Raw genomic sequence first — 14681 nt, 5'->3', positions numbered from 1 at the left:
CGTGCCTTTCCGGTGTTCAAAGCGCTTTTGATGACCTCGATGGCCTGGGCGATGGCCGCGGCGGTCGCACGGGTGCCGCGGACGGGGTTGAGCATCATGAAGTCGTGCAGGGTGCCGTTGTAACGGACGCTGGTGGTGGGCACCCCGGCCTCGGTCAGCTTGCGGGCGTAGGCCTCGCCCTCGTCGCGCAGCACGTCGTTCTCGTCGACGATGACGAACGCGGGCGGCAGTCCGGCCAGGTCGTCGAGGGTGGCGCGCAGCGGTGAGGCGGTGATCTCGGCACGCTCGGCGGGGTCGGTCGTGTAGGCGTCCCAGAACCACGCCATGGCTTTCGCGGTCAGGTACGGGCCGTCGGCGAACTCGCGGTAGCTGCCGGTGTCCTGCGCGGCGTCGGTGACCGGGTAGTACAGCGACTGGTGCACGAAGGTCACGTCGCCGCGCCGCTTGGCGAGGATGGTGAGCGCGGCGGTCATGTTGCCGCCGACCGAGTCGCCGGCGACGGCCAGCCGGGAGGCGTCCAGGCCCTCTTCCGCCCCGTTCCGGGTGATCCACCGGGCGGTGGCGTACGCCTGCTCGATCGCGACCGGGTAGAGCGCCTCCGGGGAGCGGTCGTACTCGACGAAGACAACCGCAGCACGGGCACCGACGGCCAGTTCGCGGACGAGGCGGTCGTGGGTGCCGGTGTTGCCCAGCACCCATCCGCCCCCGTGGACGTAAAGGACGACCGGCAGCGTTCCGGCCGCTCCGACGGGCTTGACGATCCGGACGCGCACGTCACCGACCTCGGCAGGCACGGTGATCCACTTCTCGTCGACGTCGGGTTTGTCGATCGGGGCAGCCTGGATGTCGTCCAGCACCTTACGGGCGCCGTCGGGCTCCAGCTCGTAGAGGAAGGGCGGCCGGGACGCCGCGTCGGCGAACTCCTGCGCCGCCGGCTCCAGAACGTGGCTGCTCATGATGTCTCTCCTTCATGCGTGGTGAATGGGCGGACGGCGGATGCGCCGACCGCCTCGTGAACGGCGAGATGTGGCGGGCCCTACCGCTGATCGCCTGCGGGCTCCGGTGTCTCCTCGCGGAAGTCGATCTTCCGGTGGGTTCCGTCGCACAGTGGTTTGTTGGCCGAATGGCCGCAGCGGCACAACGTCATCCTGTTGCGGGTCTCCAGTGGCCGGCCGTCCGCCCGCAGGACCGGCACCCCACCGGTGACCCACAGCGCGCTGGCCAGCCCGTCCTCTTCCTCCAGGATCGAGACGGCCTGGGGAAGGTCGGGCTCGATCAGGTCGCCGCCGCGTTGCAGGGCGTAGCTGTAGGAGCCGGAGGGGCAGTGATCGATACGGCCCATGACGTTGGATCGCACGTCGCTGTCACCGGTGTCGGCGAGCATCTCGGCGATCGGCCTGGTGCGTCCGATGCAGAAGGCGGCGTGGATGCACAGCTCCCCCACCCGTTGAGCCGAGATCCCCACCCCGTCGTGCACGTGCTGCAGTTCCTTGTACGGTCGGACACCCGCGGTCTCCGTACCGTCGAACCCGATCACTGCGTGGGTCCCGTCGCAGAACGGTTTGGAGCCCGAGTGGCCGCAGCGGCACAGCGCGTAGGTGTCCTCGGTCTCCAGGGGTTCGCCGGTCTTCCAGGTCAGCGCGTTGTTCTCCGCAGAGACGATCTTGCGCTTGCGCCGGAGCCGGACGCCTCCGTACACGACGTAGGGGCCGTCACGGAGGACGACGATCCGCTGCCTGTCTCCGACGCTCCACCGGCGCAGGTCGGGCGCGACGTATTCGAAGGTGGGGCCGGCTGTCGTGCCTCCTTCGTCGGGCATCTGCATCAGGGCCTGGGCTTGGGCCTTCAGCGCGTACATGGTGCCGGTGGCGACCGCGAGCAGCCTCGGGCTGCCGTTGAAGGCCTGCTCGAGCAGATGCAGGATGGCGCAGTAGGTGTGGTTGAACTCGTCCTGGGCCGTACGGATCTCGCTGCCCGGGGCATGGTCAGCCGGCCGTGGGTTGTGCCGCATCGGACGGATGCCGGCGAGATCCACGGAGATCTCCTCGCCGGTGGGCCCGGACTGCGGGGTGTCGCCGCGCCGGTAGCGCCGCCCGGCCTTGAGTTCCTGGAACCGGTAGTAGTGCGCCACCTCGTCCCGATCGGGATGGAAGACGTCCTGGTCGCCGTCCCAGACCTCGCCTCGGGAAGTGCCTTCGCCCTGCTCGACGATCTCCTCCAGCGCTGCCAGCGCGGAGGCCAGATCCGTGACCGCGATCAGCTGCCCGGCGGTATGCCGGAAATGGCCGGAGTTCACCTGCCGAGCCGGATCGCCGCTGAAGACTGCCTGCTCACCGAGCCGGTCACACAGGTGGCGCAGTCCTTGTTCGATGGCGGCGTAGAACTGCCCGATCGTCTCGTAGCCGTCGCTCTCCGGCGCAGCGCCAGGCGGCGCCGGCTGCTCGATCCGCAGGAACATCTCCAGCGCTTCCGCACCGAACGGAAGCAGTGACAGTTCCAGGGACCGGTCGCCGTGCGGCATCGGCCGGGGATGCGGCGGCAACATCTCCGGCATGTCCAGCCGCGGGCTGCCGCCGACCGCGTTGAGCAGGTTCGCCGCCAGCGCCAGGTGCAACATCTCCTCGATGAAGACGCTGCCCACCACCTCGACGGCGTCCGGGTTCCGCTCCGGGTCGAGCGAGTAGAGCGCGCACAGGTACGGCGGCAAGGTCGCGTGTTCCAGCTCGATCGCCCACTGCAGATGCTCGCGGAGGCTGTCGAGCGTGTCGATCCGAGCCGCCGAGCCAGAAGCGGCTTGCTCTGTGTGTTTCATACGGTGTCTGCCTCGGCTGTCTGACGGGGACGGATCTCACCGGAGCCAGATGGGCCCCGGGCGGGTGCTCGGACTCGTCACGCGCGGTGATCGTCTGGCCGGTGGTCGCCCTCCAGCGCCTCGACGGCGCCGAGCAGGCCCCGCAGGCCGACTTCCTCACGCTCGACGTCCGTCGGATCGAACTGCCAGTCGGTGACCGGCAGGTTCATGACCTCCTCTGGACGGCTCGACTCGATCTGGGTCACTTCCTCTTCGACCTCGACCTCGAGCTCGTACAGAAATCCGTCTTCGCCGTTCGGAGCGTTCATCGTTCCTCCATACGTGGGCGTGGGTGGATGTTCAGCAGGCCGCCCCCGGCTGACGGCGTGGCGTCGCCGGCGCACCTGTTTGCCAACCGGTCGCCAGCTAAGACAGGACAGCCCCCAAGGCTTGTGACAGCTGTCGTGAAATCTTTTTCAGACTGCCGATCAAGCCCATCGACGACGATCATCCGTACGCAGCGTCGTGTGGCCGATGCGGCCCCTGCGCACAGGGGATCCGGCCTGGTCTCCGTTCGCGGACTTCGCTGCGAGTGATATGCGTTGAGAACACATGAAGGGGGCCGAGACGTGGCCACCCACGAGGCGAGGGACGGACCAGGGGGAGGCCATGGCAGTGGCGGACACCGAATCGGGCGGTCCGGAAGAGATCGAAGAGGCCCTCGCGGTTTTCACCAGTCTGCGGCCGCGCCTGTTCGGGATCGCGTATCGGATGCTGGCCAGCGTCACCGAAGCCGAGGATCTGCTGCAGGACGTGTGGCTGCGCTGGCAGAGCTATGACCGCGCCACGGTGGACAACCCGGCCGCCTTCCTGGCGACGGTGACAACGCGGCTTGCCATCAACGCCGCCCAGTCCGCACGCGTCCGCCGCGAGACATACATCGGCCCGTGGCTGCCCGAACCCGTCGACACCAGCGCGGATCCGCACCTCGGCGCCGAGCGCGGCGAAGCTCTGGAGTTCGCCGTCCTGCTGATCCTGGAGCGGCTCTCCCCCACCGAACGTGCGGCGTATGTGCTGCGGGAGGCATTCGACTACCCCTACCGGCAGATCGCCGACATCATCCAGCTCAGCGAAGCGGCGGTACGCCAACTGGTCAGCAGGGCCCGTAAGCGCGTGCTCGTCGAGCGGCGGACATCCGTGACGAAAGCCGAACAACGCAGACTGCTCACTGCCTTCGTCACCGCCGCCCGCTCCGGCGACCTGAGCGCGCTGGAAGAGCTCTTCGCCGCGGACGTGACCAGCTACTCCGACGGCGGCGGCGCCGCACGCGCCTCGCGCATCCCCGTAGCGGGCGCGTCGCGGGTGGCGAAGTACGTCAGGGCGTTCGCGGGCCATTTCTGGACCGGAGTCGACGTGTCGTGGGCGAGCACGAACGGTCAGACCTCCGCGCTGCTGAGCCGCGACGGACAGGTGTTCACAGTCCTCACCGTCGACGCCTCGGAGGAGGGCATCGACCAGGTGCTGTGGATGATGAACCCCGCCAAGATCACCGCAGTGCCGGCCGTAGCTTGACCGCCGCAGGCCATGGAAGGTCATGGCCCGGCAAGCGGCTTGCGCCGTCCGGCTAATTTACGGCTCCCCGGAGCTGGGGAGGTGCGGGCGCATTCCAGCGTCGGCCCCGATCCGCATTAGCTGCGATCGTGACAGCGACCAGAAGGACGCAGATGCCCGCGATCGCCCCGACCACGGCGGCCACGCCGATCCAGGGCGTCGCGAGCGGCAGCAACAGGATGGTGGTGACGCAGCCGAGGACCACAGCGGGAAACATGACGGGTTCTGCGACGATACGCGCGTGTACCGCCCAAAACAGGGTCAGGCACAAAGCGACCGGGATGGCGACGGCGTAGCCCAATGTCAGAGGCGATGCTCCCAGCTCGTGCCCGGTCTGCTCCACCGCCACTTCAAGTCCGGCGCCGAGGGCTGCCAGGGCCGCGAAGATGCCGTAGTGGCCGTATCCCCACAGGTAGGACCGATGCCGACGGTCACTGAGACCCTCACCGGCCTGTACGAGGAAGTACAGCCACCAAAGAGCGAACAGCAAAACGAGGCCGGAGACGGCGATGACGACGAAGGGACTGGTGACCTCACCTGCGCCCAGCGCGCCTTCGACTCCCCTGCTCGCGGCGAGGACACTCTCACCGAGCAGAATGATCGTGAAAAGGCCGTAGCGCTCGGCGATGTGGTGCGGGTGCCAATTGGTGGCCCTGGCCCGTTCCGCCCACAGTGGCACCATGAGTTCCACGACGGCCAGGAAGACGAAGGACGGCAGCTCACACCATGAGGGCAGGGCGCCCGCCTCCGCGACGAGGAAGCGGAGTATCCACCCCACCTGCAGGATGCTGATGCCGAGGGCGTAGCGCAGTGCGGTGCGACGGCTCGCCGGGTCTTCGAGACCGGCCCGCAGCCATTGGGCGACGAGCGCCATCCTCATGATGACGTAGCCCAGCGTGACGACACCGAAATCGCCGCGACCGGCCCCAGCCGGCACACCGGCCGCGAGCACCAGCACCCCGGCCATCTGCACCATGGTCAGCAGCCGGTAGGCGACATCGTCGGTGTCGTAGGACGAGGCGAACCACGTGAAGTTCATCCAAGCCCACCAGATCGCGAAAAAAACCTCGAGGAACGGGACAACCCCGGCCAGTCCATGGCCGCCGGCGATGTTGTGCGCGAGCTGGGCAGTCGCGGCCGCCACCGCGACCACGAAGGTCAGGTCGAACAGGAGCTCCAGCTGACTCGAGACGCGGTGCGGCTCGTCGATGGGACGAGCGCTCATCCGTACTCGGATCCGCCACGTCGTGCTGGCTGGTGGCAAGGTCTCGCTCCCGTCGCTTCTGGTGAGTCCGTACCGTGTGAGACAGCGCAGCATGCCGATCTGTGACAACCCAGCGCCGAAAGGCGAAACACAAGCGCCACAAGTCGAGGTCGCCGTCAACGCGTCCAGCACCGAAGGCAGGATCGGCCTTGCCACTCTGACCGTCCGCATTTCAGGCAGGCCAACCTGCTTGGACGGGAACCTGTGATCAGAGGGGCGTGGACAGTAGCCGACATCTGCTCGCGTGTGGGGACGCTGCTGTCACCTCGACCATGGTTACCCCGGCGGCAAGGCCCGACGGAGGTGGGCCGCGGCAGTGATCGCACCAGCCACGCCTCTTCGTGTCGTTATAGGGTGGCCATTGCCATCAGGTTCGCAAGTCGCTCACCACTTCCATGAGGAAGTCATGTGGTACATTTGCTCGACGATCTCGGAGGCTTCTCCGCGCGAGCACAGGCCTTCCTTCGCCGGACAGCCCGACGCGAAACCTCCGCTCGGATCGGGCTCCCGACGGACTTCATGCAAGTCCGCGACTCGTCTGGCCGGCCGATTCTCGCCCCGTTCGAACTCGTGATCCGTCGCGAAGGGTTCGCGGAAAAGTTCGGTGGGCTCCGCTATGACGTACGGCGAAGCGTGATCTTAGACAAAACGCGCCACGACATGATGAGGCGGTGGGATTTCGATCTTGCGGCTAACGCGTGGTCGGATCGCTGTGGCTGGTACTTCGACTGGATCGGTGAGCACGTGTCGTCTCCGGTTCGGTTCCTCATCCACACCGACGGGCGAATGGGGGTCAGCGACGGTGGGCCGTTCCTTGAAGTCGCATCATCGGTCACGCACCTCATCGAGTCACACGCAGTGATGGACGCGGTGTCCCAGTGGGATCCATGGTCATCCAGCTTGGAACCATGGGCACCGAGCCGGTTCGGCATCGACTTGGCCAGCCGAATCGACGGACTGAGCCTGATCCGCGAAGCTTCCGGCCCCTTCGACGAATGGTGGGTGTCCGAAAGCGTCGCCATCCGAAACTTCCGAACATGGACAAGCCACCGGCCACGGACCCGAGGAACGATGGTGTGGACGAATGGCGACCAAGGACGCCAAGCGAGCAGAGCCGCCAGGGCAGAGACGAGATGAGACCGCAATTCCTGGGACAACGCTAGACATGGCGGCTTTCAAGAACACTGCGAATCTGGGTGACTTGCACGCGCTGACCTGCGGTTACGTCTCGAACTGACAGAAAGTAGCGGGAGATCATCCTGCGCATAACCCGCGCGGTCCGAGCCGATCGCTCTAGCCACTAGATGGCAAGCGGACATGGGAGCGGACCGCCACCCGGCCCCGACCAGACAGCCATGCGTCCTGGTACATGCATGAAATGCCGGAGCGATGCGGCTGATTGACTCGGCGCGTTATTTAAAGCCCACCCCAGGGAAATCTGTTCACCACTTTCCAGCGGCCGTCAGGCTTCCCTGCCGTTCAGGCGGCTCTGCGTCGTTCTCTCTCTGCCGCGAAGTCGACAATCTCGCTCCGAATCTCGCTCCGCACTGCCTGGACCGAGGAATCAACGGCGCTCCGGACAACAGTGTCGATGGACTGGATATCAATGCTGTCCGAATCAGGGCGCAGCAATCGTTCCGAGATTTTCGTCCGAGCGGCGATCTCGGCTTCGCCTCGTAGGGTGGCCACCCGTTCCTCGGCATAGAGCAGGAGGTCGTACGCCGTCCTAGGGGAGAGTAACCCGATGATCACAGGGAGACTTTCTAGTAGGGCGATGACGCAGAGAAGGGCGAAGAAGATGTTCCGGGCTGTCGAACTGTTGGTGCGGAACGATGTCAATGCATCGATCCGCTCCAGCAGGCCAGGGGGCCGATTCACCTGTGCGGTGTAACGTGCGAGCTCGGCCTGATGCTGGATTCGCATGTCGGAAATCTGTTGCGTAAAGTCGAGCAACGCCTTCTGGGTAGTCGCGAACCCAGCTTCTCCCGTCGACGCTCCTGGCTTGGTGTCACATTTCGGATCGACGGAATTGGGCGATGAGTTGCCAAACTGCCGGAATGCGCAATCGATATTACTTGAGATGGCTTTCTGGGTTTCAAGGATGCTGGTTTCCAGTTGGATCAGTTTTGGATCGCGTTGTTGGGTCGCGGAGAATGCCGCGATCCGGGCGGCTCGTGACTGATTCAGAGCAGAGTCCACCTCGGCGGCGAATACCTGCATAAGCAGCGGAGTTGAGACTCCAAAAGCGATTGCGAACGCGATAAGTACCCGGGGAAGTGCATGTAGCAGACGCATTCCAAACGAGCGCTGGTTCGCTTCCGCGACAAGTAGCAGCCGAGTCAGGGCGACATCGAACAGGGCGAGTATGATCCCCACAGTGACACCGATCACCGGTCGCAGGTTTAGCAGATAGGTGAGGCTGTACCACAGCGAGGCTCCGGAAATAAGCCCGGAGACGAGCACCGCCGTACCGATCGCCTGGTAGCGCAGCCGAAGCATCGGGAGATGCCGGACCACGTCGGGGTCGACGCCGCCGAGCCACAAAAGGGCCCGCCCTCTCCTGCGGGAAGATAACGCGGTGACATTAGAGCTTGACGATGCGCCGTACTCGCCTCCAGGTTCGGCTCCACCGCGCGATGCCTGTGATCGCGTCAAGGTCGATAGAAGGGAACGAGAGACGTCATCTACCTCTGGCCGGTGGATGGCGCTCAGCCGGTCGAGCAGTTCCTCGAATTCAGGCGACACCGTGTTCTGTGGTAACGGCCTGGCCCGCTCCATGAATTCCTCGTTCATCGCGTTAGCACTCCTGTCCAGACGAGCGGAGGCGCGGCGATCTCCTGTAATTTGGTAGTGACATCGCGGAGGGTCACCTGCATTTCCGGTGTCAGGAGCTCGGCCGAGTCATAAGGGAAATCGAGGGCTAAACAGCCGGTGACCGTCCCGGTGGCCGCATCGACGATTGGCGCCGCTAATATCGTGCAGTAGCCGCCGGTCAGCCAGAGTTCTTGCCAGTTGAGTCCGAACCGGTCAATGCGGGTTCTGTTTCCCCAGGCCTCACGCCCTTGCTTTTGTGCCTCTTCGTAGAGCCTGTCCCAACGGACTCCCACGCACTGAGCCTCGTGCCAGGCGCGGCCGACCACGCCCTTTCCGCGCGTCCAGCGAGGGTTTATCATCCTTGGCTCGCTGCCTAGCCGCACGCTGCCAATGTTGATCAGGCGGCGGCGGAAGGGGCCTCTGCTGATCCGGAACGCATGGACGCCCACTTTGAACATGTCGGACTCCGTTTTCAGCGTGACAGAGATCAATGCGGCTAGAAGCACTCGATTGAGTTCATCGTGAAAGCGCCGAACTGCGGCCGCCTGAAGGCTCGCCGCGATCTCACCGATGATGGATGAACTGACTCCCAGAACGAGCAGGATCACGCTTATGTAGAGAAGCCATCCCTTATCCGCCCAATATCCCTGAGGGAGGTTGAGTTGAGCTAGAGTCACCGGCGCGGTGGGAAAGGCGATAATCAAAGTCCGCCATAGCCATCTAAACTGGAGCATGGGGCTAGTCTGCCCGACCCGAGCGGGGAATTGTAGACGCCTACCAAACTGAAGCTAACCGGACGGGCAGCCTCACGACCACACGCTTCGATGGCTTACTCGGAGTCACCAAGAACGAGGCGGACGTCACCGTGACCAGTCGCCGCCGCGGGCGACATACCGCAAGGCTTGACGGGTGATGTGAAATAGGCTGGCTTCACGCTTCGACGCCCTCGGCGAGCGACAGGGACCTGCCCCATTCGGCGATATCCCGGTCACATCCAGCGGGGTGGCGTACGAGCCGACCTCCGCGTGATCCGTTTCTGCAGGTTAAGCGGTGAGGGTCTCTGGTAGCTGTTGCTGGTTCGGTGTGTCGCCCGGGATCACTCGCAGCTGGGCTTTGGCCAGGACGTCCAGGCCCATGTAGCGGCGGGCTTCGGTCCATTCGTCGGTCTGCTCGGCGAGCACGGCGCCGACGAGGCGGATGATCGCTTCCCGGTCCGGGAAGATCCCGACGACATCGGTGCGGCGGCGGATCTCCTTGTTCAGCCGTTCTTGGGGGTTATTAGACCAGATCTGCTTCCAGATCTCGCGAGGGAATTGCGCGAACGCGAGCAGGTCCTCGCGGGCCTGGTCGAGGTGGTCGGCAGCGGCCGCGTACTTGGCCGCAAGGGTGTCGATCACCCAGGCATGCTGAGCGCGCACAAGTTCTCCAGCGGGACAGGATCTTTCGGCGTGTCCGGCGAAACGCACCTGGCCGGCCTGGTACCCCCGCAACTCGGGCACCCGTGTCGAAAGCGGCCCTGAACATGATCACCAACCAGTACGCCCGCGCCTTGGACGGCATCAACGTCAACGCCGTGGGGCCTGGCTACACCGCGACCGACCTCACCAACCACCAGGGCCACCAGACGGTGGCCGAGGGCACCGACGCGATCGTCCGGCTGGCCGGGATCGGTCCGGACGGCCCGACCGGTGGCTTCTTCGACCGAAAGGGGATCGTGCCGTGGTGACCCTGTCGCTGGGACTGCACCCGAGCGCCATCGACTACAGCCGCTACCCCGGCCTCGACGAGGAGACGCTGACGGCACGAATCGCGGCGGGCGAGGCGGCACTGCACGAGGCCGGGTTCGACATCGTGGCGTGCCAGGTCTCCGCCGACCCGGATGAGGCGGAGAAGAAGGTCCGCGAGTGCGTGGCCGCGCGACCGGTCGAGGCCGTCATGATCGGCGCGGGCCTGCGGATGGCGCCGGACCACACCCTGCTGTTCGAACGGCTGGTGAACCTGCTCATCCGGCTCGTCCCTGGCATCGTGTTCTGCTTCAACACCTCACCGGAGACCACCATCGACGCGTTGCGCCGGTTGGCCCCGCCGCCACCGCTGACACCTCAGCAGGATCCGGCGGACGGTCACCTGCAGACGTGTCGGTCGCAGCGGTAGCGAAACACCGCTTAAGGCGACAAGGGCTACGCCCGCACGTACTCGTTGACCATGACGCCGGATCGGTACGGCGTGCTGCGCTCGAGACGGAAGGTGTGGGGGGCGTAGGGAGCGGCGAAGAGCGGGGTGCCCTCCTGGAGCACGATCGGATTGACCTTGAGAACCAGCCTGTCGATCTCATCGACGAGAGCGCTGGCAAGCAGGCCGCCGCCGCAGAGCCAGATGCCTGTGCCCTCCTCCTTCTTGAGCCGCCGGACGACGTCGACCGGATCCTCGTCGGTGAGCGTGATTCCACCGGGGACGTCGTCCGGACCGCGGGTGCGCGAGAAAACGTACTGACGGGTGTGCGGGTACGGGTCGCGGGTGTGCTCGAGGCCCGCGGCATAGGTGTTCCAGCCCATCAGCGTCGTGTCGAACCGCGACCCGTCGGCGGTGAGGCCGAGCATCTGCAGCCCCACCGTCGGCAGGGTGTCGCGGTACTCACTCTTGATCATCTCGATGTGGTCGCCCTCGACCGGGAACGCCGAGTAGTCGTCGCCCGGGCCCGAGATCCGGCCGTCGAGCGAGACGGCGACGTAGTAGGTGAGCTCTCGCATCCCGACTCCATTCACAGCAGCTGTAGTGATTGCGAGAAAAGTACTACAGCAGTCGTGGTTGCGCTACCCTCGATGCCGTGGCACGCAACGCAGGACGACGGGCGGAACTGGCGGACGCCGGCATCGCGGTGCTGGCGCGCGAGGGCTCCCGCGGTCTCACCCACCGCGCCGTCGACGCCGAGTGCGGCGCCCCCACCGGCACCACGTCCAACTACTTCCGCTCCCGCGCCGAACTGCTCGAGGGCCTGGTCGCCCGGATCAGCGAGCGCCTGGCCCCGGACCCGGAGGTGCTCGCCGAGCTCGCCTCCCACCCGCCCGGCCGCGCGTCGTTCGGCCGCCATCTGCGCGACATCGTGCGCCGGCTGAGCGCCCACCCGGAGGTGACGCTGGCGTGGTTCGAGCTGCGGCTGGAGGCGGCACGGCGCCCCGAGGTCGCGGACCTGATGCGGGGCGTCCTCCTGGAGGGCTTCCGCGGCGACGTCGCCTACAACGAGGCCGCCGGCCTGCCCGGCGGCCCGGCGGAGATCGCGCTGTTCCACTACGCCGTCGACGGCCTGCTTTTCGACCGGCTCACCGTCTCGATCGACCCCGACACCCCCACCGACGAGGTGGTCGAGGCGCTGGTCGACGGGCTGCTCTGACCCGGACCAGCCGGGCCGGCCGTATCTGCCGTGGTCGAGGCGACCGAAGCGAAAGACAGTCCACTCGGGTGATCCGCGGGGTGGTCTCCTCGTTACCTCGTCTACCGCGCTTTCTACACTGTTTCCACGGATCCATGGAGGAACATGCTGCCACCGGAGAAGCCACAGGGCCGCAGCCACGACGACGAGCCGATCGTGCTCGACGGCGGCGATCGCCGCTGCGTTCAGCTGTTGATCGAGCTACGCCGTCTGGTGGACGGCCTGGAACCGGGCACCGTCGTTCATCTGATCGCCAGCGACCCGGCCGCCCCGATCGACCTGCCCGCCTGGTGCCACCTGACCGGCCACACCTACCTCGGCCCGGTTCCCGCCGGCACCGCCTACGCCGTGCAGGTCTGCGCCACAGCGCGGCCAACGCACTCACACGCGCCCTGGCATCTCAACCGCACCTGAACTCTGGGTACACGAGGGGCCCGGGACTAGCCGACGCCGGCCGTTTCAGGTGGACGTCGCCACGCCGTCCCGGCCGGTCGTGTACCGGCGGGACGGTTCGTGACGAAGGCGCCCCGGATGGCGATCGCGGCCGGGGCCCGAATACCAAGCCGTAAGGCGCTCAGACCTCCTCGACGCTGCTCGGCTCACGCCGGGACAGATCGATGCCGAGTTCCTCCGCAGCGCGGAAGACATCCTCGTCCGTGTCTCTCATCTCGATGGACGTGCCGTCGCTGGACAGCACCTCGACATTGAGGCACAGCGACTGCATCTCCTTGATGAGGACCTTGAAGGACTCCGGAATGCCCGGCTCGGGGACGTTCTCGCCCTTGACGATCGCCTCGTAGACCTTCACCCGGCCGAGCACGTCGTCGGACTTGATCGTGAGCAGCTCCTGCAGCGCGTAGGCCGCGCCGTACGCCTCCATGGCCCACACCTCCATCTCACCGAAGCGCTGGCCACCGAACTGGGCCTTACCGCCGAGCGGCTGCTGGGTGATCATCGAGTACGGACCGGTCGACCGCGCGTGCATCTTGTCGTCGACCAGGTGGAGCAGCTTGAGGATGTAGATGTAGCCGACCGAGATCGGGTGCGGGAACGGCTCACCACTGCGGCCGTCGAACAGCCGGGCCTTCCCGGTGCGCTGCACCAGCCGATCCCCGTCGCGGTTGGGGACGGTCCTGTCGAGCAGCCCGATGATCTCTTCTTCGTGGGCGCCGTCGAAGACCGGGGTGGCCATGTTGGTGCCCGGCTCGACCGTTTCGATGCCCTTGTCGCGCAGCCGATCGGCCCAGGCTTCCCGGATGCCGGAGACGTCCCATCCGCGGGCGGCGATCCAGCCCAGGTGGGTCTCCAGGACCTGGCCGACGTTCATCCGGCCAGGGACACCCAGCGGGTTGAGGATGATGTCGACCGGGGTGCCGTCCTCGAGGAACGGCATGTCCTCCACGGGGAGGATCTTGGAGATGACGCCCTTGTTGCCATGACGGCCGGCCAGCTTGTCGCCGTTGTTGATCTTGCGCTTCTGGGCCACGTAGACGCGGACCAGCTCGTTCACACCCGGAGGAAGCTCGTCGCCCTCGTCACGGGAGAACACACGGACGCCGATGACCTTGCCGGACTCGCCGTGCGGCACCTTCAGCGAGGTGTCGCGGACCTCGCGCGCCTTCTCACCGAAGATCGCGCGGAGCAGGCGCTCCTCGGGGGTCAGCTCGGTCTCACCCTTCGGGGTGACCTTGCCGACCAGGATGTCGCCGGTGGTCACCTCGGCGCCGATCCGGATGATGCCGCGCTCGTCGAGGTCGGCCAGGACCTCTTCGGAGACGTTCGGGATGTCCCGGGTGATCTCCTCGGGGCCCAGCTTGGTGTCGCGGGCGTCGACCTCGTGCTCCTCGATGTGGATCGAGGAGAGCACGTCGTCCTGCACCAGACGCTGGGACAGGATGATCGCGTCTTCGTAGTTGTGGCCCTCCCACGGCATGAACGCCACGAGCAGGTTCTTGCCCAGGGCCATCTCGCCGTTGTCGGTGCAGGGACCGTCGGCGATGACCTGGTTGACCTCGACCCGGTCGCCCTCGGAGACGATCGGCTTCTGGTTGAAGCTCGTGCCCTGGTTCGAGTGCTTGAACTTCGCCAGCCGATGGGTCGTGCTCGTGCCGTCGTCGTTCGAGATCGTGATGTAGTCGGCGGCGACCTCCGCGACCACGCCGGCCTTCCCGGCACTGATCATGTCGCCCGTGTCGGTGGCCGCCCGGTATTCCATGCCGGTCCCGACCAGAGGCGCCTCGCTCCTGAGCAGCGGCACCGACTGGCGCATCATGTTCGCGCCCATCAGGGCGCGGTTGGCGTCGTCGTGCTCCAGGAACGGAATCATCGCCGTGGCCACCGACACCATCTGCCGCGGCGACACGTCCATGTAGTGCACTTCGTTCGAGCGGACGTACTCGAACTCGCCGCCCTTGGTACGGACCAGCACCCGCCGCTCGGCGAACCCGCCGTCCGCCGACAGCGGGGAGTTCGCCTGGGCGATCACGTACAGATCTTCCTCGTCGGCGGTCAGGTAGTCGATCTGGTCGGTCACCCTCCCGTCCACGACCTTGCGGTACGGCGTCTCGACGAAGCCGAAGGCGTTGAGCCGGGCGAAACAGGCGAGGTAGCCGATGAGGCCGATGTTCGGGCCCTCGGGGGTCTCGATCGGGCACATGCGACCGTAGTGGGACGGGTGCACGTCGCGGACCTCCATACCTGCCCGCTCCCGGGACAGGCCGCCCGGACCCTGCGCGGACAGCCGCCGCCTGTGCGTCAGCCCGGACAGGGGG

General features: G+C 66.2%; 13 protein-coding genes and 1 pseudogene. 5 read left to right on the top strand and 9 right to left on the bottom strand.

Features of this window, described 5'->3' with window-relative positions; translation table 11 throughout:
- The 3 genes from Pth03_RS40735 to Pth03_RS40725 form a co-directional block, all read right to left on the bottom strand.
- Positions 1–956 (bottom strand): alpha/beta hydrolase (locus tag Pth03_RS40735; protein ID WP_203949881.1); only part of this gene is annotated, 956 nt, incomplete at its 3' end.
- 80 nt (positions 957–1036) lie between these two features.
- Positions 1037–2812, bottom strand: a complete 1776-nt coding sequence (locus Pth03_RS40730) for a ferritin-like domain-containing protein (RefSeq protein ID WP_203949880.1) — start codon at positions 2810–2812, stop codon at positions 1037–1039.
- Between the two features lie 77 nt (positions 2813–2889).
- Entirely contained in the window at positions 2890–3120 is a 231-nt protein-coding gene (locus Pth03_RS40725; RefSeq protein WP_203949879.1) for a hypothetical protein, read from the bottom strand.
- A 340-nt stretch (positions 3121–3460) separates the two neighbouring features.
- Here Pth03_RS40725 and Pth03_RS40720 point away from each other — a divergent pair, with 340 nt between their 5' ends.
- Positions 3461–4363, top strand: a complete 903-nt coding sequence (locus Pth03_RS40720) for an RNA polymerase sigma-70 factor (RefSeq protein ID WP_239119801.1) — start codon at positions 3461–3463, stop codon at positions 4361–4363.
- 52 nt (positions 4364–4415) lie between these two features.
- Here the strand turns inward: Pth03_RS40720 and Pth03_RS40715 are convergent, their stop codons facing one another.
- The 4 genes and pseudogenes from Pth03_RS40715 to Pth03_RS40700 form a co-directional block, all read right to left on the bottom strand.
- Positions 4416–5627 carry a low temperature requirement protein A gene (locus tag Pth03_RS40715; protein WP_239119799.1) on the bottom strand — a complete coding sequence of 404 codons (1212 nt, stop codon included), beginning with the start codon at positions 5625–5627 and terminating at the stop codon, positions 4416–4418.
- Positions 5628–7145: 1518 nt separating this feature from the next.
- The gene (locus Pth03_RS40710; RefSeq protein ID WP_203949877.1) at positions 7146–8459 is read right to left on the bottom strand and encodes a DUF4407 domain-containing protein; all 1314 of its coding nucleotides are present in this window, start codon (positions 8457–8459) and stop codon (positions 7146–7148) included.
- On the bottom strand, positions 8456–9214 hold the full coding sequence (locus Pth03_RS40705; RefSeq protein ID WP_203949876.1) for a hypothetical protein: 759 nt from the start codon (positions 9212–9214) through the stop codon (positions 8456–8458). Before Pth03_RS40705 ends, Pth03_RS40710 begins: the two co-directional genes overlap by 4 nt.
- A gap of 309 nt (positions 9215–9523) precedes the next feature.
- Positions 9524–9931, bottom strand: a pseudogene (locus Pth03_RS40700) (transposase); the annotation flags it as partial.
- Positions 9932–10002: 71 nt separating this feature from the next.
- On the opposite strand from Pth03_RS40700, the gene Pth03_RS40695 reads away from it, so the two are divergent.
- Both Pth03_RS40695 and Pth03_RS40690 read left to right on the top strand, forming a co-directional pair.
- On the top strand, positions 10003–10206 hold the full coding sequence (locus Pth03_RS40695; RefSeq protein WP_203949875.1) for a Rossmann-fold NAD(P)-binding domain-containing protein: 204 nt from the start codon (positions 10003–10005) through the stop codon (positions 10204–10206).
- Complete coding sequence (locus Pth03_RS40690; RefSeq protein ID WP_203949874.1) at positions 10203–10634, top strand: hypothetical protein; 432 nt, start codon at positions 10203–10205, stop codon at positions 10632–10634. The genes Pth03_RS40695 and Pth03_RS40690 overlap by 4 nt, the downstream gene beginning before the upstream one ends.
- Positions 10635–10660: 26 nt before the next feature.
- Here the strand turns inward: Pth03_RS40690 and Pth03_RS40685 are convergent, their stop codons facing one another.
- Positions 10661–11230 carry a dihydrofolate reductase family protein gene (locus tag Pth03_RS40685; protein ID WP_203949873.1) on the bottom strand — a complete coding sequence of 190 codons (570 nt, stop codon included), beginning with the start codon at positions 11228–11230 and terminating at the stop codon, positions 10661–10663.
- Positions 11231–11307: 77 nt separating this feature from the next.
- Here Pth03_RS40685 and Pth03_RS40680 point away from each other — a divergent pair, with 77 nt between their 5' ends.
- Together Pth03_RS40680 and Pth03_RS40675 are read left to right on the top strand one after the other, a co-directional pair.
- Positions 11308–11871, top strand: a complete 564-nt coding sequence (locus tag Pth03_RS40680) for a TetR/AcrR family transcriptional regulator (RefSeq protein ID WP_203949872.1) — start codon at positions 11308–11310, stop codon at positions 11869–11871.
- Positions 11872–12015: 144 nt separating this feature from the next.
- Positions 12016–12324: a sulfurtransferase TusA family protein gene (locus tag Pth03_RS40675; RefSeq protein WP_203949871.1), complete on the top strand. Its 309-nt coding sequence runs from the start codon at positions 12016–12018 to the stop codon at positions 12322–12324.
- A 160-nt stretch (positions 12325–12484) separates the two neighbouring features.
- Here Pth03_RS40675 and rpoB read toward each other — a convergent pair.
- Positions 12485–14681, bottom strand: a 2197-nt coding sequence (gene rpoB / locus Pth03_RS40670; protein WP_203949870.1) for a DNA-directed RNA polymerase subunit beta, incomplete at its 5' end; no start/stop codon positions are given.

This window comes from Planotetraspora thailandica (assembly GCF_016863335.1).
In the GTDB taxonomy this organism is placed as follows: Bacteria; Actinomycetota; Actinomycetes; order Streptosporangiales; family Streptosporangiaceae; genus Planotetraspora; species Planotetraspora thailandica.
This window is presented reverse-complemented; position numbering and strand designations above follow the sequence as displayed.

Excerpts from the sequence above, each read along its gene's own strand:
- Pth03_RS40730 (WP_203949880.1), bottom strand. The coding sequence starts at position 2,812 with ATGAAACACACAGAGCAAGCCGCTTCTGGCTCGGCGGCTCGGATCGAC.
- Pth03_RS40725 (WP_203949879.1), bottom strand. The coding sequence starts at position 3,120 with ATGAACGCTCCGAACGGCGAAGACGGATTTCTGTACGAGCTCGAGGTC.
- Pth03_RS40720 (WP_239119801.1), top strand. The coding sequence starts at position 3,461 with ATGGCAGTGGCGGACACCGAATCGGGCGGTCCGGAAGAGATCGAAGAG.
- Pth03_RS40715 (WP_239119799.1), bottom strand. The coding sequence starts at position 5,627 with ATGAGCGCTCGTCCCATCGACGAGCCGCACCGCGTCTCGAGTCAGCTG.
- Pth03_RS40710 (WP_203949877.1), bottom strand. The coding sequence starts at position 8,459 with ATGAACGAGGAATTCATGGAGCGGGCCAGGCCGTTACCACAGAACACG.
- Pth03_RS40705 (WP_203949876.1), bottom strand. The coding sequence starts at position 9,214 with ATGCTCCAGTTTAGATGGCTATGGCGGACTTTGATTATCGCCTTTCCC.
- Pth03_RS40695 (WP_203949875.1), top strand. The coding sequence starts at position 10,003 with ATGATCACCAACCAGTACGCCCGCGCCTTGGACGGCATCAACGTCAAC.
- Pth03_RS40685 (WP_203949873.1), bottom strand. The coding sequence starts at position 11,230 with ATGCGAGAGCTCACCTACTACGTCGCCGTCTCGCTCGACGGCCGGATC.
- Pth03_RS40675 (WP_203949871.1), top strand. The coding sequence starts at position 12,016 with ATGCTGCCACCGGAGAAGCCACAGGGCCGCAGCCACGACGACGAGCCG.